This window comes from Bacillus sp. OTU530 (genome assembly GCF_038440375.1).
The window spans coordinates 1-20,442 of record NZ_JASATP010000077.1; the positions used below are offsets into that span (position 1 = coordinate 1).

Sequence of the window (20,442 nt, forward strand, 5' to 3'; positions counted from 1 at the left end):
AGTTCGTCTTGTTGCATAATCCGGTGCAATCCTATAGCAAGAATTGTGCTCATTCTTTATCAAAAATAGGCGAGAACACCCCTTCCTTCGACCGAAGGAAGTCCCCTTACGAGAAAAGAACGTGAAGGCAAAGCCTAGTGAGTAGGGAGGGGGATGAATCGCCTTCGCCTAAAAGCGGGGCTCGTCAGTCGGCGAGTTTTCTTTACACTGTAAGAAAGTATAAATTCCCAGCTGGAAGTTCATTCGACGTAGTGGGGAATTTTAGGAATACAGTGTAAGTGCAACTACGCCTCTGTCTTCGTCCAAGAGCGGGACTCGCCAGTTGGCGAGTTTTCTTTATCAAAATTCCTCCACAAGAAAGCCCCCATTAAACCAATGGCACTACCTAGCAGCGTGTCAAGCAGCCTCGCTCCAATCAGGGTAGAAACTGGCATGTTTGGCTGCCCAGACTCTGCAATGATTAATGCCAATGGAGTAATGAATACTACTGCAAAGGCATAATTACGTACAATGATTAGTTCCACCACGAATTGTAACATGATCACCCATAATCCTAGCATCAAAAACGAGGGGTTTAGTGCGAAAATTCCTCCTGCGATGAGAATTCCCACAACTGTGCCAACAGATCTTTGTAAAGCCCTGTGTAACATGGCAAGAATGGTAGCTCCTTGCAGAACACTGGCACAAGAAAGCGGCACCCAATATAAACGTTCAATACCTAATGCATATGCAATAAAGGTGGCAATCAGAATAACTAGTCCATTTCGATACGATGCGGACACTACCTGAGAATGCTTGGCTAAGGCAGAGCGGAACACAGTCCGAACACTCTTAGAAGCGAGAGCAGAATCCTTTGAAGGAACGACTCTCTCCCGATTACCCGGGATAAAAAGCCAACTAGACATAGATAATACCCATGCCAAGCACCCCCCAAGCAATGCTATTGTCATACGAGATAGCGTGGCTGATAAATCAACAGGCAGACTCGTACCAACAGCACATACCAATACAAAAAAATATCCAGAAGGGGGTGGAACTCGAAAAGCTCCACAGATGAAAGTAGAGATAGTAGCTACTCCGCTAAGAGCTAATGCCATTGTCCATGGAGATATAGCTGCAACTAATCCTAGGCCAAACGAGATAATGAGACCAATATTCACCAACAATAACTTGATAGCTCGTTGTTTGTATGATTCATTATGGACATATAGAGCAGTGAATCCTCCGATACCAGCAAGTAGTGCCCAATCCAATCGACCGAATATGTTCCCTACGATAAACGGTATTCCAATCGTTAATCCAGCCGTGATCGCTTTATTCCAAGGGTAACGTCTAGCACGGTTAATCCCAAAGACCCCACGCCATCCGTTTTGTCGTGGAGATGAAGACTCGCTCTTGTTTTGGTTGAATTTATTCGATTCTGTTTTCTTCTCTTGGCTCAACTGTTCTCTATGTTGCAAGTGAACCTCTCCTATCTAATGGAAAAATCAAAAGTGTTGAGGCTTTTCTTTTTTTTATGTGATAGTGTTCACGTTATATATTTCCGTAGTTGCTTATATTTAATGTACGAATACTTGAGAAGTTAATGATTTGATATACAGTTAAATGAGCTAATCCATGGAAGGACAGGATTGTTGAGGAACAAGTTTGAATAAATTCTTCATTTCAGGAGGAGGTTTAAAGTTTAGAAGAGGTTGTGAAGGTTTAAGCTTAAACGAATGGTGGCTTTACTTTAATAACGATCTTCCACGATCAGGCACTGTCATGGAATAAAACTTAGATTTTTAAACAATTTTATTTTACCCCCGTTCTGATTTTAGGACGGGGGTGAGCGTGTTTGAGGTTTTAAAACTAAAGAACTTTATTTTCATTCTACAAAACATTCCTTCTGTTTTCTTGTCCAGAAAGTTATAAAAAAATATCTTAAAATAATATATGATAAGTTAAAATAGAGTTTTTTAATTAAAAAAGTAGTCTAAAACCATAGTCGTGTTATTCCGTAAGTATAGGGAATGTATATTCGAATGAGCCTGATGGGCATGAGGGCTACGCCTACTTAGAGATATGACTGAATAAATATATTCAAATGCAGTTATCATAAGTATTTACTTATGATAAACATTGTTATAATTGATTTTACTTATCGTTATATTGGTCATATGATTAAGCAACGGAGTCAAATATAAGAGGTGAAAGCAATGACAAACTCATTAGCAAAACAACAGAAGTCATCTTCCATAGGGCGTTGGCTTGGGGGGATTGGCTTTACCTTTATTGTTGCATTAATTAGTTTTGGATTATCAAAAGTACCAGGATTAGATCATGTTGGGCAGCTTGCCTGTGCTATCATTATCGCTGTTATTTATCGACAAATATGGGGGTATCCTGAGAAATTGCGTACTGGGATACAATTCTCAGCCAAAAGGCTGTTAAGGCTAGCTATTATTCTCTTTGGATTTAATCTTAATATTAATATTATTTTACACGAAGGGTTAGGTTTACTTATTCGTGATATTGGAACGATTGTCTTTTCAATACTCCTTACAGTATTACTTGCAAAGCTGTTCAAAGCAGATGCTTCACTATCCTTATTACTTGGAATTGGAACTGGGGTCTGTGGTGCAGCAGCGATTGCAGCCGTTTCACCAATTTTGAAAGCGAAAGATGAAAACACTGCAATTGGTGCTGGCATTATTGCTTTAGTCGGGACCATTTTCGCCATAATTTATACAATTATTATACCTTTTATTCCGTTGACTGCACTTCAGTACGGTATATGGTCAGGAGTAAGTTTACATGAAATTGCTCATGTGGCTTTAGCTGGAGCACCTGCTGGACCGCATGCACTTGCTGTTGCTTTATTGGCAAAATTAGGTCGTATTTTCTTACTTGTTCCACTAAGTTTTATCCTTATGTACTGGATGAAGCGAAAAGAAAAAGTTGAATCTGGTGCGAAAATTGAATTCCCATGGTTTCTTATAGGTTTTATTATTATGAGCTTATTCGGAAGCTATGTGTTTGGGCATGTGATTTTCTTACCTGCAAGTGTCATGAATGGAGTGTCTTTCTTTACTTCTTTTATTCTTGCAATGGCAATGATTGGATTAGGTTTGAACGTTAGTTTAAAAGACCTTAGGACCAAGGCATTAAGGCCACTTGTTGCAATGACCATCACGTCAGTCCTTCTTTCAATCATCACCTTTTTCACGATGTAACTAATCTGTTGTGATTCATTTAGAATTAAAGAATTCACAAAAAATGCTAGCCTTTCCTACGAATGTGTAGGCAGAATAGCATTTTTGTCGTTTTGAGGCAATTTGTTTTGTTAAGTTGATAGGCATGTGATGCTACTCCATAATTAAAGATAAAATTAATAAAAAAGGATAATATTTCTTAATGTATAGATAAACAGGAGGAATACGTATGGCAGAAATAGATGATAAGATATATGAACAGGTTGTAAAGTTATGATACTTAAAATAATGAAGCAGATTCATTCGGTTTAGGGAGGGAGCCTTAAGTAGATAGAGAAATTGGTAATGACAATAAAAAGGGATAGGAAACTATGAACAAAGCATTAATGAAACAAAATAAGAATATGAACATCCGAAACGAATTAAATAGTCAAGGGAGGAAGTCATGGAAATAAAATTAGATGTACTTATCACAGAAACAAAAACAAATATTAAGTTTAGTAATAATCAAGGAGCTATCACCATATCTAATGCCGATAGCAAGGAAATAACAGTAGAGCAACCAACAGTCTATTTTTTATTGAAAGCCAACATGATTGTTTATATTGGAAAAACAACCAAAAATGCTTCTCATGATGATGTCGATTTTAATAAAATCATCATGCTTACCCCTCCGCCTTGGGAGATTGAAATAGAATATTTGGAACAACTTTTTATTGAGGAAGTAATGAAAAACGGAATTAGTCTTGTCAACACAGCTAAAGAAGAGATAAAAATTCCTGCTAATCAGAAAAAAATAGTCGCAAATTATAAGGATGAAGTGTTGTTGGTTCTTGAAAATTTTGGTTATAACATACAATCAAAATTAGAGGTTAAAGAGACTAAAGCAAAACCGGAAAAAGCACAACACAGATGGAGCAAAGAGGTCAGTCAAATAGAATTTTTTGTAAGCTCAAGAGAAAGTAAGGCAACAGCTATTTGGCAAAAGAGAAATGAAATGCTCCTAAAGGCTGGTGCAAAAATGATGTCCACTCCGCCACTGAATAAAGATGGCTCACTAGGTTTTGCTGCAAAAATGGGAGAGAAACTTCGCTCAGATTATGCTGACAAAATAAAAGATTCTGTAACAACAGAAGATTTGATATTAAAAAGTGTCAATGAAGTAGGTTTGTTCTTGTATTTTGGCGGCACGAATAGTTGGTTAGAGTTGATAGATGCTGATGGTAAAACTATTGATGAATGGACTAGAGTAGATTAGAAAACTGTTTATTACAGATTCTACTAAGAAAAGCGTGAGCATCCTCATTCAGCTCCGAAGCTAGATAATACAACTTTTCTCGCTTCGAAAATTGTATACTTATCTTTTGAAAAAGAACTCGAAAAGTTTAATAACGAACAATAAAAGCTTTTTCAGCTATCGGGCGCATTTCTGAAATAGGATTAGCGTCCTTTTTGCATGAAAGAGCCATTAAACGGAATAAAAGCAAGAGTGTTAAGTTATTAGGGAGACTAATTTGATTGCCGTAAATAATGTCTTAACAAAGCATAAAATGACAGGATTCAAGTTAATACTCCAGCTAGAATGTAATTAAGGAGTGAGCCATATGGAACTGGTAAGATCATTACAAAGAGCAATACAATACATGGAAAACCATCTGCTGGATGACATCACCATCAACGACATTGCCAAACAAGCACATCTTTCTCCCTACCATTTTCAGCGTACATTTGTCATCCTGACAGATATCACGGTTGGAGAATATTTAAGGCGACGCCGTCTGACCAAAGCAGCTCAGGAATTGTGCAACAGCAACTCGAGGATCATTGACCTTGCCTATAAATATGGCTATAAAACTCCTGAATCTTTTGCCAAAGCTTTTCACAAGCAACACGGGATCACCCCCAGTGAAGCACGAAAAGGAATGGGCAGCCTACAATCTTATAATCGCCTGATGATACAGGTGAATTTGAAAGGAGTCGAACCGATGAATTATCAATTGATGGAACGAGATGCCTTCCAGGTCGTGGGAGTGAAAGAGTCACTTATTTGTGCCGGGGAAATCGGTCCGTCTCAAGAGATCGGTCGTTTTTGGGCTCAGGTTGGTCAAGATGGCACCATCGACCGATTGTTGGGTCTAAACAACGGTCAGATATCAGGTCTGATGGGTGTAACAGTCGATTATAGCGAAGAAAACAATAAGCTTGAGTATTGGGTGGCTACTGAATCCAGAGAGGGCCCACCTGATGGATTATTTAGTTACGAGGTTCCTGCTGCGAAATGGGCGATTTTTGAAGTTGTGGGACCGGTGGCCGATGTGTTGCCGAAGACATGGCAAAAAATATATTCGGAATGGTTTCCGTCCAATGATTATGAACATAACGGTACACCGTCCCTGGAGGTATATAAAAGTCTTGATCCAACCAGCCCCACAGCCAAAAGTGAAATCTGGGTGCCGGTCAAATAGGAACTATATAAGCGGTGGATTCTACTAATGAAGTCCACTGCTTTAATATTTAAATTTCATAACACGCAAAAAATATACAGGATTTTATGCGAAAAGTAGGGAGGCGTGTTAAAGGATGGGAAGACCTAAAGCCGTACTGCTGGGGCATTGCATAAAATCCTGCCTATTTGATACTGTCCGAGAATGGGAGGAACCCAGTGTTGGTGCGGAATCCTTCGGGAATCTACTTCCGTCAATGCCGACTTATGTTAAACCTGACATGTATAAGATATACAAAAGGAAATTCACTCCTTAAGTGAGAATGTAGTAGCTTACTTAGAGAACAATCAATACATGAATGTCTAACCAATAGTTGCCCATATTATGTACAAAGGAGATTGAAGCATGAACAAAGATGACTTTTTACTTAAGGAACAACAGCAAGCAGGTTTTACAAAAAAACCATCGCATAAAGAAAAAGTACCTTGGAAATTAGGAAGGAATCTAGAACATGCCCATATGGAAAAGTTAAACAAACTGCTAACAGATCATCATCAGCATATGTTTCATTTTCTAAATAGTAATAACCCTGATAGAAAATATGCCGGACGGATATAAATACTTAGAAACTTAGGTTATGTTCACTCATCGCTATTCAGTTTTTTACACGAAAATGTAAGATTTACTAAGAATAACTTTCAACACTCTTATAGCCAATAAGGGCAGAATAACATATAATGGGGAAGGATTTTGGAAAAAAGGTGAGGTGGAACTGATTTATGAGTAATCCTAGCATAGGAGAGTCGGACATAGCACCGACATCAGAGGAAGTCATACAACTGAATATCCGAAGCGGATTACCACATGAATCCGGTTGCCGCTTCAAGTAAACTTTGGAAAGATGGCTTCCTCTATACGAGAGGAGGTTTGTACAATGGTACAGAAAATCTGGCAGCAAATAAAAGGACAAAAGAAAGAACCTGCGAAAATTCAAGGGTTTGATATTGATTTAAACCAAGAAAGTTTAACACGTATTGACCGACTTGTAGATCGTTATGAGACTGAAATTCTTCATCAACTTGATAGTGAATATACACAACGAACCAAATGGGCAGATCGATTAGCAGATAAAATTGCACAATTTGGAGGTAGCTGGCGATTTATTACGTGGTTTGCATGTTTTCTTGCTGGATGGATTATTTGGAATAGCCTGTCTATCACAAAAGGAGAGCATTTTGATGCTCCACCGTTTATTCTACTGAACTTATGTTTATCTTTTATAGCAGCATTTCAAGCTCCCGTTATTATGATGAGTCAAAACCGTCAAGCTGCACGTGACAAACATGAATCCGTTATTGACTTTGCAATCAATTATAAAGCAGAGCAAGAGATTGACGATATGCAAAGTCGGCTTCACCATATAGAGAGCGAATTAGCAGAAATCAAGGACCTATTGAAACAATTAAAAACAAAATAAACATATAGAGAGGTCTTACTCATTTAGTAAGATCTCTCTCTTTTTTCACCAGTTAGATATGACTGACAAACACCTAGATCATTCTGAAATAAAGCATAGGGGACAAACATACATATTGATTATAGTAGTTCAAACGTCTATTCCTTTTTAATAGATTTACATATAAATAAAGGTAGAATAAAAATTGGACAAGCAAGTAGCAAATTACTTGGGGCTCCAAAAAGGAAGGAAGAAACAATACAACAATGAATATTCACATCATCATTCCAATTTTGGTGTTCCTTCTGACAACAGTAGTCATATTTTGGAGACCAAAGGGAATCAATGAAGCGTGGCCAGCTGCAATTGGCGCAGGGATTATCCTATTAACAGGGACTGTATCCTATGCCAATATTATGGACATTATCAGTAAAATCGGCGGCGCCTCAATCACTATTATGGCAACGATTGTTATGGCAGTTATACTAGAAAGCTTTGGCTTTTTCCACTGGTCAGCTGCATGGCTCGCAAATGCGGCAAAAGGTTCAGGTTACCGTTTATATTGGTATATCCAGTTATTGTGTTTTTAATGACGCTTTTATTTAATAACGATGGCAGTATCTTAATCACTACCCCTATTTTAATCCTACTCCTCAAAAATCTTAGACTAAAGCCACACCAACAAATTCCATATCTTTTAACAGGAGCGTTGATTGCCACAGCTTCCAGTGCTCCCATCGGTGTAAGCAATATCGTTAATTTAATTGCTTTGAATATTGTTCATATGACCCTTTATATGCACACTGCCATGATGTTTGTACCGGCAACGTTAGGACTATTGTTTATGTCGTGGTTGATGTACGTAGTAGTAAAACGGAAACTGCCTAAACGTTTGCCAGATTCAGTATATGATATCGAGCATATATTCTTCACGAAAAACTTTCATCCGTTAAAAGGGAGTCTTACGGTTGAGACGAAACGGCAACGTACAAGATTTATGTTAAAAGTATTATTGTTTGTTTTCATCATGCGCTGTCTCCTTTTTGTTGCATCCTATTTCGCAATCCCAATCGAAATTGTTGCGGTACTCGGATCAGTTGTTTTACTGGTGTGGAGATGGTATCACTTACGTACAAATCCCGTAGATATATTGAAAAAGACACCTTGGCACATTTTGATTTTCGCCTTTTCCATGTATGTGATCATTTACGGTCTCCATAATGCGGGACTAACAGCAATGTTGGTAAAACTATGTGAACTGATTGTAAATGAAGGATTACTTTATGCAAGCTTTATCATGGGTGGTTTGGTTTCTGTGCTATCTAATTTCTTCAACAATCATCCAGCTTTGATGGTCGGAACAATCACTTTAACAGAAATGGGATTGGATCCGGTCACATTGAAGACGATTTATCTAGCGAATATCATTGGCAGTGACATGGGCTCTTTACTCTTGCCTATCGGGACACTTGCCTCCCTTATCTGGATGCACATACTAAGACAAAATAAAATCAAGGTGAAATGGAAGGATTACTTGAGCGTATCGTTAGTTGTAATTCCGCCAGTAACGATCGTAACGTTATTTCTATTGTTCTATTGGGTACAAATGATCTTTGCTTAATACAATACGAAACTGCTTTGAATACTTAAAAAGAACTTTAGTAGAGTTCTTTTTAAGATTTTATTCCTTTTTCTTTCATAGCTTTAACCTTCATAAGTAACTTCCGTTCAAGAGAATAACAACAAAAAATAACAGCCAACGGAAGAACAACATGGATCAATGGTGGCGTTGGTATGACAGCTTATGGAAAAACAGCTAAGAAAATAATTAGACAATAATAGTGTATGGAGGAATTTTTTTTGGACAACTTAAAACAGTTATTGAATAAAAAAATTCATTTGAAAATAACCCCAGAAATTTGTTTTGACGGAATACTCACTGATATAGGAGATGATATTGTAGTAGTATTTGATGGACAGAGATATGTTTATATCCCCTTGGTACATGTCCATAAAATCAAGCTTAGTAGAAGCGATGAGGAAATTGGTGAGCCCACTGGATTTTTATTACCTAAACAAACAGAATCTATTTCATATCACACTATTTTAACAAATGCAAAAATGCTTTTTATTGAAATTCATGTATTAGGAAATCAATCATTATATGGTTATATCATAGATGTGTTAAATGATTATTTTGTTTTTTATTCACCTATATATAAAACAATGTATATTTCCTTAGATCATTTAAAATGGTTAACCCTATGCAATCAAAATACTACCCCATATACCCTCGATAAAAAACTCTTACCTGTCAGGCCTTCTATTACTATTGCATCCGCTTCATGGAAAGAACAATTAAAGAAATTAGAAAATACCTTCGTAGTCTTTGATATGGGAGAAGAGTCAGATAAAATAGGGTTACTAAAAAAAATAGAGAATAACCTAATTGAGTTGATAACTGCAAATGGTGAAACCATGCATTTGAATCTTACTCATATCAAATCTGTACATGTCCCATAAACATTCTTACCCTTATTCAAAACCCAAATTACGCCCCATTAATCACTGATAAGCTTGATTATGTGAACACAAATACTCTCCAGATCGTTTAGCTGGAGAGTGTTTGTGTATAATCCTAGATACATTGAATTCCGATAATAAGCGATTAGGTAACCGGAAGTTACTTAGTTTCTTGGTAGCAACATAATTGCTACACCAACAATACAAACAGCTCCACCGACCCAATCATATGTATCAGGTGCTTTCTTATCAATCCACCAGCCCCAAAATAAACTCATGACGATAAAAACACCGCCATATGCTGCGTAGACACGTCCAAAGTTAGGGAATACCTGCCATGTAGCAATGATTCCATATAGAGCAAGGGCTATTCCTCCAAAAAGTCCTAACCAGCCCGACTCTCCATCACGTAGCCATTTCCAAATCAAGTAACCTCCACCAATTTCGGCTACTCCTGCAAGTAAAAAGATAAAAATTGCTTGTATCATAGCTAACACTCCTTGAGTTTATTGATCTTACTATTTTTCTATTCGCAGCATGTACCTTCTGGGGTTAATTTAATGAAACAATCAGTCCAGGTTAAACAGTCACAACGTAACCCATTCTTTAGTACGCGTTGCATCATATTTTTATTAGTTACTCCACTATTTATCGGCTTCATTGTATATATCGCATATCCTAACAACTTTAGGGAATCATATATTTCAAATGGGTTGTTCAGAAAAGCTTAATGAAAAATAGAGGATGTAGAAATGAATCGATATTTTTATTACTTACTAATGGTAAACATGATAGTAAATGTTGCGGCCTCCGTTCCTACAATTTTATTAGACGCTAGAACAAAGGGAGCAATTGTTTCCATGATTCTCGCCATCATTACGGGTTCTATGGGTACTTATATAATAGCCCGTTTTTTTAACAAATTCCCTGGCAAAGGATTACCTGAACTACTAAAAGAGTACACTCCGAAATGGATTACAATTCCATTCCTTATGCTCCTTGTAGTTGCCTGGTTTTCAGCAGGATTAACAACTCTTATTAACTATTCCTTCGTACTGAAAAGATTTTTAAGTCCAGATATGTCACTACAATGGATTACTGCTATTTTTCTATGCTTTATTTCATTTGGCATATTAATGAGTTCCAAAAGTGTGTTATATACGCTTGAAGCTATTTTAGTGTTCAGCATGCCTCTCGTGCTCCTCCTGATGATAAAAACATATACGAGCGAAGGTATGGAATGGGACTTTGTGAAGGAGTCGATCATGTACATCTATCACATTCCTAGCTACTCTGCATTCTCTGCTGCTTTATTTTCAACCCTAGGTGCAGGCAATTTAATTATTTTCAATCGTGTATTTACGAAGAAGCAAAGGATAACGTTGCTTCAAATTGGGCTCATTTTCTTCGTGTTTGCAGGGAACTTAGCCACTACTTATTTTGTCCCAATTGGATATAATGGATTTGAACAGGTCAACAGAATCGTTTATCCTTGGGCTCGAACAAGTGATGCCATGCGACTGGAGTTCGGATTCATTGAACGTGTTTTATTCGTTTTTCTAGTGCTATACCTGGTTGTTTCATTCTTAAGTATTTTAATTCATTGGCATGTAGTGATAGAACTCTTAAAAAAGGTGATTTGGTTGAAACGCTTCAAATGGAAAGGGCGTAACCTTACGCCCTATCTGTTTATTGGTGTGTTTTGGTTTATTAGTATACAAACGGCCTCCTACGTAACAGGATACCAGATCACTTTATATGCAAATTATTTTTTTAACTGCTTGCCGGCTTTTTTTACAATTATTCTTCTCATGTTATGGTTCATAAACAGAAGGGCAAAGACATGATCACCTCGTTCCTTTTGTATAGGCTTCACCCCGGTTGCTCATTTTTTATCGCGAGTGATCTTCATGTTCACGCTCTTCCGCGTACAAGATATAGCAAGATAGATGCAAATTTCGAAGCTTCTAATGAACAAGTAATGTTTTCTAGGTTACTTAGCTGGGGGACCTTTTTGTAGGATCCCAGATACATTGAATTCTGATAATGTTAAGTACTACTTTTGGAGCTATCCCTAGTTATATCGAATCTTGTGACAATTTTCATTGTTAGATTAACTAACACACGAATAGAAAATAATGTAATAACACGTGTACAATGTGATTATAACAAATGAATGTAGTAAGGATAGTTTATGTTTTTTAATGAATTAGCGCTTGACAACGGGAAATAATTTGATTATTCTGAATTAAATATAGCGGATGACGATTGTGGGAGAGTGCAAAGGAAGTAGCCACCGAAGGAGCAAGTTCCAAAAAGACCCTTGGAACAAATCTCTCAGGTAGAAGAACCACAATAGGACGCACCTCTGGAGAGCGCGTTTATAAAACGCCACCGAAGGGGAGAGCTCTATTAATTTTAGAGTTAAACTCTCAGGTAAAAGGACAGAGAAGGGAATGTTACCCTTTTCTGTCCTTTTTTGCATGGAAAAAAGGGTAACACAGCAAAATTTTGTGGAGGGATAGGAATGAGTTTACAGCAAAGTGATGTGATAATTTTTGAAGCGATTGAGAAGGAAAAACATCGCCAGCATCAGACTTTGGAACTGATTGCATCAGAAAACTTTGTAAGCCAGGATGTCTTAGAAGCAATGGGAAGTGTGTTAACGAACAAGTATGCAGAGGGTTATCCCGGAAGGCGCTACTATGGGGGTTGCGAATTTGTCGATGTAGCAGAACAAGTGGCTATTGAACGTTTGACCAAGCTGTTTGGTGCTACATATGCAAATGTACAGCCACACTCGGGTGCACAAGCAAATACAGCTGTTTTTTATGCTTTGCTTCAGCCAGGCGATAAAGTAATGGGGATGAACCTATCGCACGGCGGTCATCTAACACATGGTAGTCCGGTAAGTATGTCAGGAAAATGGTTTGATGTTGTGTCTTACGGGGTGAGGGAAGATAATCATTTGATTGACTATGATGAACTAGAAGCAGTAGCACAAAAAGAAAAACCCAAGCTAATCATTGCAGGTACAAGTGCCTATACAAGAAAGATTGATTTTGCTCGTTTCAGAGAAATTGCTGATAAAGCTGGCGCGAAATTGATGGTAGATATGGCCCATATTGCGGGGCTTGTAGCAGCAGGACTTCATGTATCACCAATCCCTTATGCAGATGTTGTGACAAGTACCACGCATAAAACATTAAGAGGTCCCCGTGGTGGTATTATCCTAACCAATGATGAAGAGATCATTAAGGCCATCAATAAAGCTGTATTCCCAGGTATTCAAGGCGGGCCACTGATGCATATTATCGCTGCAAAAGCAGTTGCCTTTAAGGAAGCACTGCAGCCAAGTTTTAAGGAATATGCACAACAAGTCATCGAAAACGCAGTAATACTTGGGGAAGAATTAAAGAAAGAAGGTGCAGCTCTAGTTTCAGGTGGCACAGACAATCATATTGTACTGTTGGATGTACGCCCATGGGACTTAACAGGAAAAGAAGCCGAGAAGTTGCTTGAAGAGGCTGGTATAACGGTTAATAAAAACACGATTCCGTATGATCCGCAAAGCCCGTTTGTTACAAGTGGGATCCGTATGGGGACAGCGGCGTTAACAACACGTGGGATGAAACAGGAAGAGATGGTGCAAATCGCTAAAGTAATTGCATCTGTTCTGAAAAGCAAAGGTGATAAGGAAGTTCTTAAACAAGCAAAAGAAACAACAAAAGCTATTTGTGATATGTATCCACTATTTCAAACAGTAATTACTGTGTAAGAAAGGAGCATGATCATGGAGTTTCAAAGTTGTTTTGATATTATTGGCCCGATTATGGTAGGACCATCAAGTTCTCATACAGCAGGTGTCGTATCAATCGGCAAGTTTATTTACGAGCTATTGGGCGGATGCCCAGAAGAGGCTGAAATTATTTTCTATGATTCCTTTGCAGCAACATATCAAGGACACGGAACAGATAAAGCTCTTATTGGTGGATTGCTAGGTATGGATACAGATGATTCTCGGATTAAACATGCAGTCGAGCTGACCAAACAATATGGACTATGCTACGAATTCTCTCTTGAAGATAGTTGTCTAGAATATGAGCACCCAAATACAACGGTCGTTACAGCAAAGCGTGGGGAATGGATTGTAAAAGTAGGTGGTGTATCGCTTGGCGGCGGTTTATCTAAAATCTTTATGATTGATGATGAACAATTTGATATTCGCTTAAGCACAAGCGATGATTTTTCGATACTTGCAGCAAGTTATCGACCATATTTGATAAAAGGCCCGATCTTGGAGGGTTCATGATGGAAATTCGATCAATGAATGAGTTAGTTGAAGTTTGCGAACGTGAACGGAAAACAATTGGTGAAGTAATGCTGATGATGGAAGAAGAGAAGTCGGGAAGAGATAAAGAAGCTATTATTGGAATGATGGAAGAGCGATTAATCAAAATGAAGGAAGCTGTAGATAGCGGTATAAAAGATCCCTCTACTGCACCAAGTGGTATCTCCGGTGGTGATGCAGTCAAAATGCATAATTATGTGAAGCAGGGTAAAGCATTGTCGGGAAGTTACATCAGTGATGCTATGACATTTTCACTTGCAACGTCTGAGACCAATGCGCGAATGGGAGTTATTGTAGCCACTCCAACAGCTGGAGCAGCTGGTATTTTACCAGGAGTGTTGTTCTCTCTCCATAAAAATGGCGACACTTCTTATAAGGAGTTGGTTATGGGACTGTTTACTGCAAGCATGCTTGGTTATGTGATTGCCAATCGCTCCTTTATTTCAGGGGCCGCAGGCGGCTGTCAGGCAGAGGTTGGTTCAGCAGCGGCAATGGCTGCGGGAGTAATTGTTGAATTAAAAGGTGGTACACCGGAGCAGGCGGTAAATGCAACGGCAATTGCTATGAAATCGCTCTTGGGCTTAGTTTGTGATCCAGTTGCAGGACTTGTTGAGGTACCTTGTATTAAGCGAAATGTGATTGGGACATCAATCGCATTTTCAGCAGCCGACTTATCTCTTGCCGGTGTTGAAAGCCGTATTCCATGTGATGAAGTAATTGAAGTTATGTATAAGGTCGGAAAAGATATGCCACGGGCCCTTAGAGAAACAGCGCTTGATGGCTTGGCGATGACAGAAACGGGTAAAAAGGTGAAGGAACGTCTATTTGGTAAAAAGTCCTAATCAGGGAGGTTAATTAGTGAATACAGAAATGACGTTAAAGAGAACAACCCTTTTTGAAACATATAAAAAGTACGGTGCAAAAGTGATTGACTTTGGAGGTTGGGAACTTCCGGTACAGTTTTCAAGTATCTTGGAGGAGCATGAAGCTGTTCGAAAGGAAGCTGGACTTTTCGATGTTTCCCATATGGGAGAGGTCCTTGTAGAAGGGAAAGACGCGGAAGGATATATAAACTATCTTGTAACAAACGATGTGACAAAGCTGAGCATCAACCAAGCACAGTATACAGCAATGTGTGATCCGGATGGTGGTACAGTTGATGATTTACTTGTGTACAAGTTAGCAAACGAGAAATATTTACTCGTGATTAATGCGGCAAACATTGAAAAAGATTACGGGTGGATGAAGCAGCATGTAAGAGGAGAAGTGACACTGCAAAATATCTCAAATGCTATCGCGCAGCTCGCTATCCAGGGGCCAATGGCAGAGAGTATTTTACAAAGGTTAACGGAAACTGATTTAGCGGAAATTGACTTTTTTCACTTTGTCCAAAACGTCAATCTTGGTGGTGTTACAGAAGTTCTTGTATCCCGTACAGGTTACACAGGAGAGGATGGCTTTGAACTTTATGTAGAGGCAGATAAAGCAAGTGCACTTTGGGAGAAGATTCTAGAAACAGGAAAGGAAGATGGCTTAAAGCCATGCGGGCTTGGGGCACGTGATACGCTCCGCTTTGAAGCACGTCTTGCTTTGTATGGTCAAGAGCTCACTAACAAAATCAGTCCACTTGAAGCAGGTATCGGTTTTGCGGTAAAAACGAACAAAGGAAGTGACTTTATCGGAAAAACCGCACTTATAAAACAACAAGAGGAAGGATTAAAACGGAGATTGGTTGGTATTGAAGTGACGGGAAGAGGTATTCCTCGTCACGGGTACAAGGTGCTTTCCGAAGATGAAGAGGAAATCGGCTGTATTACCTCTGGAACACATTCACCGTCGCTAAAGAAAAGCTTAGGACTTGCTCTAGTATCAGCAGAACATGCGGAGGTTGGGACAAAACTAAAAGTTGAAATCCGTAATAAGAAGATTGATGCTGTTGTTGTCAAAACGCCGTTCTATAAAAAAGGTTCTTGAAATTTTTAATAGAGTAATGATGTAGTATTCTCCTAGAATGAAGGGCGTGCACCTTGTACGTAGACAGCCAGTTGACAAGCATGCTAAGGGAAAAGGCTCTTTCATAAGTTTTCTGATAATATAAAAGTTTTAGAAAATATTACGGATGAAAGGAAGAAAAACAATGACAAAAGTAACAACAAACTTACTATACAGCAAGGAACATGAGTGGGTATTACAATTAAGCGGCAATCGAGTACGCATTGGAATTTCTCATTATGCACAAAAGCAGTTAGGGGATATTGTTTTTGTTGAGAATCCAGCAGTTGGTGGTGAAGTAACAGTTAATGAATCAATGGGAACAGTTGAGTCAGTTAAAGCTGTCTCTGAAATTTATGCCCCGGTATCTGGTACGGTGGTCAATGTAAATGAAGGGTTAGATGATGCTCCTGAGACAATTAACGAAGATCCATATGAAGCAGGGTGGTTAGTAGAAGTGGAAATGTCTAATCTAGAAGAATTAGACTCGCTCCTAAATGAAGATGAATACCAAACGTTTATTGATGAAGGAGAGGAATAATATGACTACATATAGATACCTTCCTGATACACAACAGGATCAAGAAGAGATGCTGGATTTTTTAAATATTTCTTCGGTAGATGAGCTGTTTGAGGATTTGCCTAGTGAGATTCGTCTGAATAGTGAACTGAATATTCCAGATGCTGTTCCTGAATCACTTCTGTTTAAAAAAATGCACCAGCTTGCTTCGCAAAATAAAAATGCGAATAACTACCCGACTTTTCTTGGTGCAGGTACATATGATCATTACATTCCAAGTGTTGTCAATCATATGATATCACGTTCTGAATTTTATACAGCATATACACCTTATCAACCAGAAATCAGTCAGGGTGAGTTACAGGCTATTTTTGAATTTCAAACGATGGTTTGTGAGTTAACAGGAATGGATGTTGCCAATTCCTCTATGTACGATGGTTTTACATCGCTTGCAGAAGCAGCATCGCTTGTCGTTGCATCAACAAAACGTTCTAAAGTGCTTGTATCAAAGGCAGTTCATCCTGAATCTCGTGCCGTTCTACATACAGTAGCGGGTGGTTTAGGGTACACAGTTAAAGAGGTGAATCTTGCTACTGATTGTACAGACCTAGAGGCCCTAAAAGAACAAATTGATAAGGAGACAGCAGCTATTATTATTCAATACCCGAATTTCTTTGGTTCGATTGAAGATTTAGCTGAAATTAAAAAAATTGCAGAGATAGAAGGAGCGATTTTAGTCGTAAGTGCCAATCCGTTAGCACTAGCACTTCTGCAACCACCGGGCAAACTTGGTGCAGAGATTGTTGTTGGTGATATGCAGCCGTTAGGGATACCAATGGCTTTTGGCGGTCCACATTGCGGTTATTTTGCGGTTCATAAAAAATTTATGCGAAAAGTGCCTGGGCGCATCGTAGGGCAGACGACAGATGAGCAAGGTAGACGTGGATTTGTGTTAACATTGCAAGCACGTGAACAGCATATTCGCCGTGATAAAGCATCATCAAATATTTGTTCCAACCAAGCGTTAAATGCCCTTGCTTCTTCTGTCTGTATGACAGCGCTCGGAAAGAACGGGATTCGTCATATGGCACAGCTGAATTTTGAAAAAGCTGATTATATGGCAAAATGTCTGGAAGAGAAGGGTTTTACTATTATGAATCAAGCACCATTCTATAATGAATTTGTTATCGAGCTTCCTTGTTCGATAAAGGAAGTAAACGAGAAGCTTCTTGAGGCGGGAATGATTGGTGGATTTGATTTAGGTAATGATTATGATTTTGAAAATAGAATGCTAGTTGCTGTGACGGAACAGCGAACAAGAGAAGAGATTGAACAATTTGTAAAGGTACTGGAGGCGGTTATAAATGGTTGAGTATAATCAATTAATCTTTGAAATAAGTCATCCGGGTCGTGTTGGTTCAGACCTTCCATCAAGTGATGTTGACAAAATCGATTTACAAGATAAGCTTCCGAAGCATCTGATTCGTGATATACCAGCAGAGCTGCCAGAAGTATCGGAACTTCAGCTTGTTCGCCATTATACAGCACTTTCCAATAAAAATCATGGTATTGATAATGGGTTTTATCCGCTTGGTTCTTGTACGATGAAATACAATCCGAAAATTAACGAAGATGTAGCTCGTTTTGATGGTTTTAGCCGCATCCATCCATATCAGCCAACGGAAACGGTGCAGGGGGCGCTAAAACTCTTATATGAGCTACAGGAGGATCTGGCTGCAATTACAGGGATGGATGCAGTGACATTACAGCCTTCTGCAGGAGCTCACGGAGAATGGACAGGTTTAATGATGGTAAAAGCCTATCTTGAACAAAAAGGAGAAAAGAGGACAAAAGTACTTGTCCCAGACTCAGCGCACGGCACAAACCCTGCAAGTGCAACAGTTGCTGGCTTTAAAACGGTAACCATTCCATCAAATAAAGACGGCTTAGTAGATTTACAAGAATTAAAAAAGCATGTTGATAGTGACACAGCGGCATTAATGCTAACAAATCCTAATACACTTGGTTTGTTTGAAAAGGAAATTGTGGAAATTGCAAAAGTTGTCCATGAAGCAGGAGGCTTACTGTATTATGATGGTGCAAATGCCAATGCTATTTTAGGTAAAACAACACCAGGACAAATGGGCTTTGACATCGTACATTTAAATCTTCATAAAACATTTACAACACCTCATGGTGGTGGTGGTCCCGGTGCAGGCCCTGTTGGTGTGAAAAAGAAACTAATTCCATATCTACCAGTACCGCGTATTGAAAAGGACAAGGATAAATATGTCTTGGACTATAATCAACCATTATCCATTGGCCGTGTAAAAGGGTATTATGGCAATTTCGGTATTCTCGTTCGTGCATACACGTATATTCGTACGATGGGACCTGAAGGGTTACGCAAGGTATCTGAAAGTGCTGTACTTCATGCGAATTATCTTCGAAAAAGGCTTGAGCCGTATTTTGAAGCACCATATTCGCAAGTTTGTAAGCATGAATTTGTTTTATCCGGATCAAGACAGAAACAGCTTGGCGTAAGAACACTCGATATGGCAAAACGTCTGCTTGACTTTGGCTATCACCCGCCAACCATCTACTTCCCATTAAATGTAGAGGAATGTCTGATGATTGAGCCGACAGAAACAGAGTCAAAGGAAACACTGGATGCCTTTGCTGATGTTATGATTCAAATTGCCAAGGAAGTGGAAGAAAACCCAAGCGTTGTACTGGACGCACCACATACAACAGTAATAGGCCGCTTGGACGAAGTACAAGCAGCAAGACAACCAGTACTGCGTTATACAAAAGAGAAAATAATGGATAGAGAAAAAGATGTCGTAAAATCATAAGCTAGTTTTGAGCCGAAAATGAACCATCGAGAATGAAAGTTAAGGGATACATATTTTCCTCCTATCTTATTCTTGGTGGTTCTATATTAGCTAAAATTCATACTATGTTGTATGTTTTGAGCGTTGCTAGTTTTATGTTTTTTGCATAGGAGTGAAGGCTATGACCAAATTAGTAAACGCTCAAAATTAAATACAAGTGAACATTTTACAGATTTAAAGAAAATTGCATTATTGAAAGGTTTTATACACTGTGAAGCAGGTCCGCTTGTTCGCTCTTCTTATCACGCTGATGAACAGGTCAATGCGGCAAAGGTAAATGTATAATCGTGAAACACGGAACATTGGCAGAAGGAGAGAATTTAATGGTGATTACACTAACAAATGTGGCATTGAACAAGCTAAAAACAATGGGATTGGAAAAAGGGAAACTCCCTCGGATTGACGCTGATGTAGCTGGGGGGTGTGGGATGTCTATTAAGTTTACACTTATTTTTGATGGACCACGACGAGGAGATACACTTATTGAATGTAGTGGGATTCAGATTCGAATAGATCGTTTTACACAGCGTTATTTAGATGAAACGACGAAAATTGATTATACAGGTGAATATGGATTTGTTGTTGGAGAAACTTTCGCATCAAGTGCATGTGCGGTTGAAGTAGGGAAAATGCCTGGTACATCCAATGGGGAGTTGCTCGGCGACAGCAAGTCCGAGGTTGGGAGAGATACATAAATACACAATAAATCTACATAAGTAGGAAGAAACTCGTCAAAAAGCATCTGCCGGTGAGCAGATGCTTTTTGGCCTCCCCGTAATGTGGTTTTTATCAGCTTCCTTGTAAGCGCCCATTCAAACAACGCATATAAACACGCAGCATCTCCTGGTACGATGAATGTATCAATTTAAGGAGGTGCTTTCTATATGCCACAAAAACTAACGATTGTCCCCGTGACTTTACATACCGAAAACTAAAATACTACTGCAACAAATCCAGCAGTACTTTCCCAAAATCCTGCCTGCACGATCAAAACAGCCAACGCTGAAATTTCCTTCTTCAATGGTGTAGATGAGCACATCATCCAAACGGTCATGAGGGAGCTGAAAT

17 protein-coding genes, 2 pseudogenes and 2 riboswitches are annotated in these 20,442 nt (G+C 38.9%); of the genes and pseudogenes, 17 read left to right on the plus strand and 2 right to left on the minus strand.

Features of this window, described 5'->3' with window-relative positions:
- Positions 1–284: 284 nt before the first annotated feature.
- Positions 285–1,460: an FUSC family protein gene (locus AAHB12_RS29210; protein WP_342048638.1), complete on the minus strand. Its 1,176-nt coding sequence runs from the start codon at positions 1,458–1,460 to the stop codon at positions 285–287.
- Positions 1,461–2,198: 738 nt separating this feature from the next.
- Here AAHB12_RS29210 and AAHB12_RS29215 point away from each other — a divergent pair.
- The 7 genes and pseudogenes from AAHB12_RS29215 to AAHB12_RS29245 all read left to right on the plus strand — a co-directional run bounded on the left by AAHB12_RS29215 (position 2,199) and on the right by AAHB12_RS29245 (position 9,617).
- The gene (locus AAHB12_RS29215) at positions 2,199–3,215 is read left to right on the plus strand and encodes a YeiH family protein (protein WP_342048639.1); all 1,017 of its coding nucleotides are present in this window, start codon (positions 2,199–2,201) and stop codon (positions 3,213–3,215) included.
- 424 nt (positions 3,216–3,639) lie between these two features.
- Positions 3,640–4,452, plus strand: coding sequence for a hypothetical protein (locus tag AAHB12_RS29220; RefSeq protein WP_342048640.1), 813 nt, complete (start codon positions 3,640–3,642; stop codon positions 4,450–4,452).
- Positions 4,453–4,798: 346 nt separating this feature from the next.
- Positions 4,799–5,659, plus strand: coding sequence for an AraC family transcriptional regulator (locus AAHB12_RS29225; protein WP_342048641.1), 861 nt, complete (start codon positions 4,799–4,801; stop codon positions 5,657–5,659).
- Positions 5,660–6,043: 384 nt separating this feature from the next.
- A complete protein-coding gene (locus tag AAHB12_RS29230) occupies positions 6,044–6,256 on the plus strand; it encodes a hypothetical protein (RefSeq protein ID WP_342048642.1) in 213 nt (70 codons plus the stop codon).
- Between the two features lie 316 nt (positions 6,257–6,572).
- On the plus strand, positions 6,573–7,115 hold the full coding sequence (locus AAHB12_RS29235) for a DUF1003 domain-containing protein (protein WP_342048643.1): 543 nt from the start codon (positions 6,573–6,575) through the stop codon (positions 7,113–7,115).
- A gap of 245 nt (positions 7,116–7,360) precedes the next feature.
- Positions 7,361–8,715: pseudogene (locus AAHB12_RS29240) on the plus strand (arsenic transporter).
- Between the two features lie 239 nt (positions 8,716–8,954).
- Positions 8,955–9,617, plus strand: coding sequence for a DUF2642 domain-containing protein (locus AAHB12_RS29245; RefSeq protein ID WP_342048644.1), 663 nt, complete (start codon positions 8,955–8,957; stop codon positions 9,615–9,617).
- Between the two features lie 164 nt (positions 9,618–9,781).
- Here the strand turns inward: AAHB12_RS29245 and AAHB12_RS29250 are convergent, their stop codons facing one another.
- Complete coding sequence (locus AAHB12_RS29250; RefSeq protein WP_342048645.1) at positions 9,782–10,105, minus strand: YnfA family protein; 324 nt, start codon at positions 10,103–10,105, stop codon at positions 9,782–9,784.
- Positions 10,106–10,369: 264 nt separating this feature from the next.
- Here AAHB12_RS29250 and AAHB12_RS29255 point away from each other — a divergent pair, with 264 nt between their 5' ends.
- From AAHB12_RS29255 to AAHB12_RS29300, 10 genes and pseudogenes are all read left to right on the plus strand, one after another.
- Positions 10,370–11,464 (plus strand): GerAB/ArcD/ProY family transporter, encoded by a 1,095-nt coding sequence (locus tag AAHB12_RS29255; RefSeq protein WP_342048646.1) that lies wholly within the window; start codon positions 10,370–10,372, stop codon positions 11,462–11,464.
- A gap of 414 nt (positions 11,465–11,878) precedes the next feature.
- Positions 11,879–11,980, plus strand: a riboswitch (glycine riboswitch).
- 3 nt (positions 11,981–11,983) lie between these two features.
- Positions 11,984–12,067, plus strand: a riboswitch (glycine riboswitch).
- Positions 12,068–12,144: 77 nt separating this feature from the next.
- The gene (glyA, locus tag AAHB12_RS29260; protein ID WP_342048647.1) at positions 12,145–13,395 is read left to right on the plus strand and encodes a serine hydroxymethyltransferase; all 1,251 of its coding nucleotides are present in this window, start codon (positions 12,145–12,147) and stop codon (positions 13,393–13,395) included.
- Positions 13,396–13,410: 15 nt separating this feature from the next.
- Positions 13,411–13,929, plus strand: coding sequence for a serine dehydratase beta chain (locus AAHB12_RS29265; protein WP_342048648.1), 519 nt, complete (start codon positions 13,411–13,413; stop codon positions 13,927–13,929).
- On the plus strand, positions 13,929–14,810 hold the full coding sequence (sdaAA, locus tag AAHB12_RS29270; protein WP_342048653.1) for an L-serine ammonia-lyase, iron-sulfur-dependent, subunit alpha: 882 nt from the start codon (positions 13,929–13,931) through the stop codon (positions 14,808–14,810). The genes AAHB12_RS29265 and sdaAA overlap by 1 nt, the downstream gene beginning before the upstream one ends.
- A gap of 28 nt (positions 14,811–14,838) precedes the next feature.
- Complete coding sequence (gene gcvT, locus AAHB12_RS29275) at positions 14,839–15,942, plus strand: glycine cleavage system aminomethyltransferase GcvT (RefSeq protein ID WP_342048654.1); 1,104 nt, start codon at positions 14,839–14,841, stop codon at positions 15,940–15,942.
- 163 nt (positions 15,943–16,105) lie between these two features.
- Entirely contained in the window at positions 16,106–16,501 is a 396-nt protein-coding gene (gene gcvH / locus AAHB12_RS29280; protein ID WP_342048649.1) for a glycine cleavage system protein GcvH, read from the plus strand.
- A gap of 1 nt (position 16,502) precedes the next feature.
- Positions 16,503–17,852 (plus strand): aminomethyl-transferring glycine dehydrogenase subunit GcvPA, encoded by a 1,350-nt coding sequence (gene gcvPA, locus AAHB12_RS29285; RefSeq protein ID WP_342048650.1) that lies wholly within the window; start codon positions 16,503–16,505, stop codon positions 17,850–17,852.
- Positions 17,845–19,335, plus strand: a complete 1,491-nt coding sequence (gene gcvPB / locus AAHB12_RS29290) for an aminomethyl-transferring glycine dehydrogenase subunit GcvPB (RefSeq protein ID WP_342048651.1) — start codon at positions 17,845–17,847, stop codon at positions 19,333–19,335. The genes gcvPA and gcvPB overlap by 8 nt, the downstream gene beginning before the upstream one ends.
- Before the next feature lie 204 nt (positions 19,336–19,539).
- A pseudogene (locus AAHB12_RS29295) lies at positions 19,540–19,659 on the plus strand (lipoyl synthase); the annotation flags it as partial.
- 38 nt (positions 19,660–19,697) lie between these two features.
- Positions 19,698–20,069 (plus strand): iron-sulfur cluster biosynthesis family protein, encoded by a 372-nt coding sequence (locus AAHB12_RS29300; RefSeq protein ID WP_342048652.1) that lies wholly within the window; start codon positions 19,698–19,700, stop codon positions 20,067–20,069.
- Positions 20,070–20,442 lie beyond the last annotated feature (373 nt).

Excerpts from the sequence above, each read along its gene's own strand:
- AAHB12_RS29215 (WP_342048639.1), top strand. The coding sequence starts at position 2,199 with ATGACAAACTCATTAGCAAAACAACAGAAGTCATCTTCCATAGGGCGT.
- AAHB12_RS29220 (WP_342048640.1), top strand. The coding sequence starts at position 3,640 with ATGGAAATAAAATTAGATGTACTTATCACAGAAACAAAAACAAATATT.
- AAHB12_RS29225 (WP_342048641.1), top strand. The coding sequence starts at position 4,799 with ATGGAACTGGTAAGATCATTACAAAGAGCAATACAATACATGGAAAAC.
- AAHB12_RS29230 (WP_342048642.1), top strand. The coding sequence starts at position 6,044 with ATGAACAAAGATGACTTTTTACTTAAGGAACAACAGCAAGCAGGTTTT.
- AAHB12_RS29235 (WP_342048643.1), top strand. The coding sequence starts at position 6,573 with ATGGTACAGAAAATCTGGCAGCAAATAAAAGGACAAAAGAAAGAACCT.
- AAHB12_RS29250 (WP_342048645.1), bottom strand. The coding sequence starts at position 10,105 with ATGATACAAGCAATTTTTATCTTTTTACTTGCAGGAGTAGCCGAAATT.
- AAHB12_RS29255 (WP_342048646.1), top strand. The coding sequence starts at position 10,370 with ATGAATCGATATTTTTATTACTTACTAATGGTAAACATGATAGTAAAT.
- glyA (WP_342048647.1), top strand. The coding sequence starts at position 12,145 with ATGAGTTTACAGCAAAGTGATGTGATAATTTTTGAAGCGATTGAGAAG.
- AAHB12_RS29265 (WP_342048648.1), top strand. The coding sequence starts at position 13,411 with ATGGAGTTTCAAAGTTGTTTTGATATTATTGGCCCGATTATGGTAGGA.
- sdaAA (WP_342048653.1), top strand. The coding sequence starts at position 13,929 with ATGGAAATTCGATCAATGAATGAGTTAGTTGAAGTTTGCGAACGTGAA.
- gcvT (WP_342048654.1), top strand. The coding sequence starts at position 14,839 with ATGACGTTAAAGAGAACAACCCTTTTTGAAACATATAAAAAGTACGGT.
- gcvH (WP_342048649.1), top strand. The coding sequence starts at position 16,106 with ATGACAAAAGTAACAACAAACTTACTATACAGCAAGGAACATGAGTGG.
- gcvPA (WP_342048650.1), top strand. The coding sequence starts at position 16,503 with ATGACTACATATAGATACCTTCCTGATACACAACAGGATCAAGAAGAG.
- gcvPB (WP_342048651.1), top strand. The coding sequence starts at position 17,845 with ATGGTTGAGTATAATCAATTAATCTTTGAAATAAGTCATCCGGGTCGT.
- AAHB12_RS29300 (WP_342048652.1), top strand. The coding sequence starts at position 19,698 with ATGGTGATTACACTAACAAATGTGGCATTGAACAAGCTAAAAACAATG.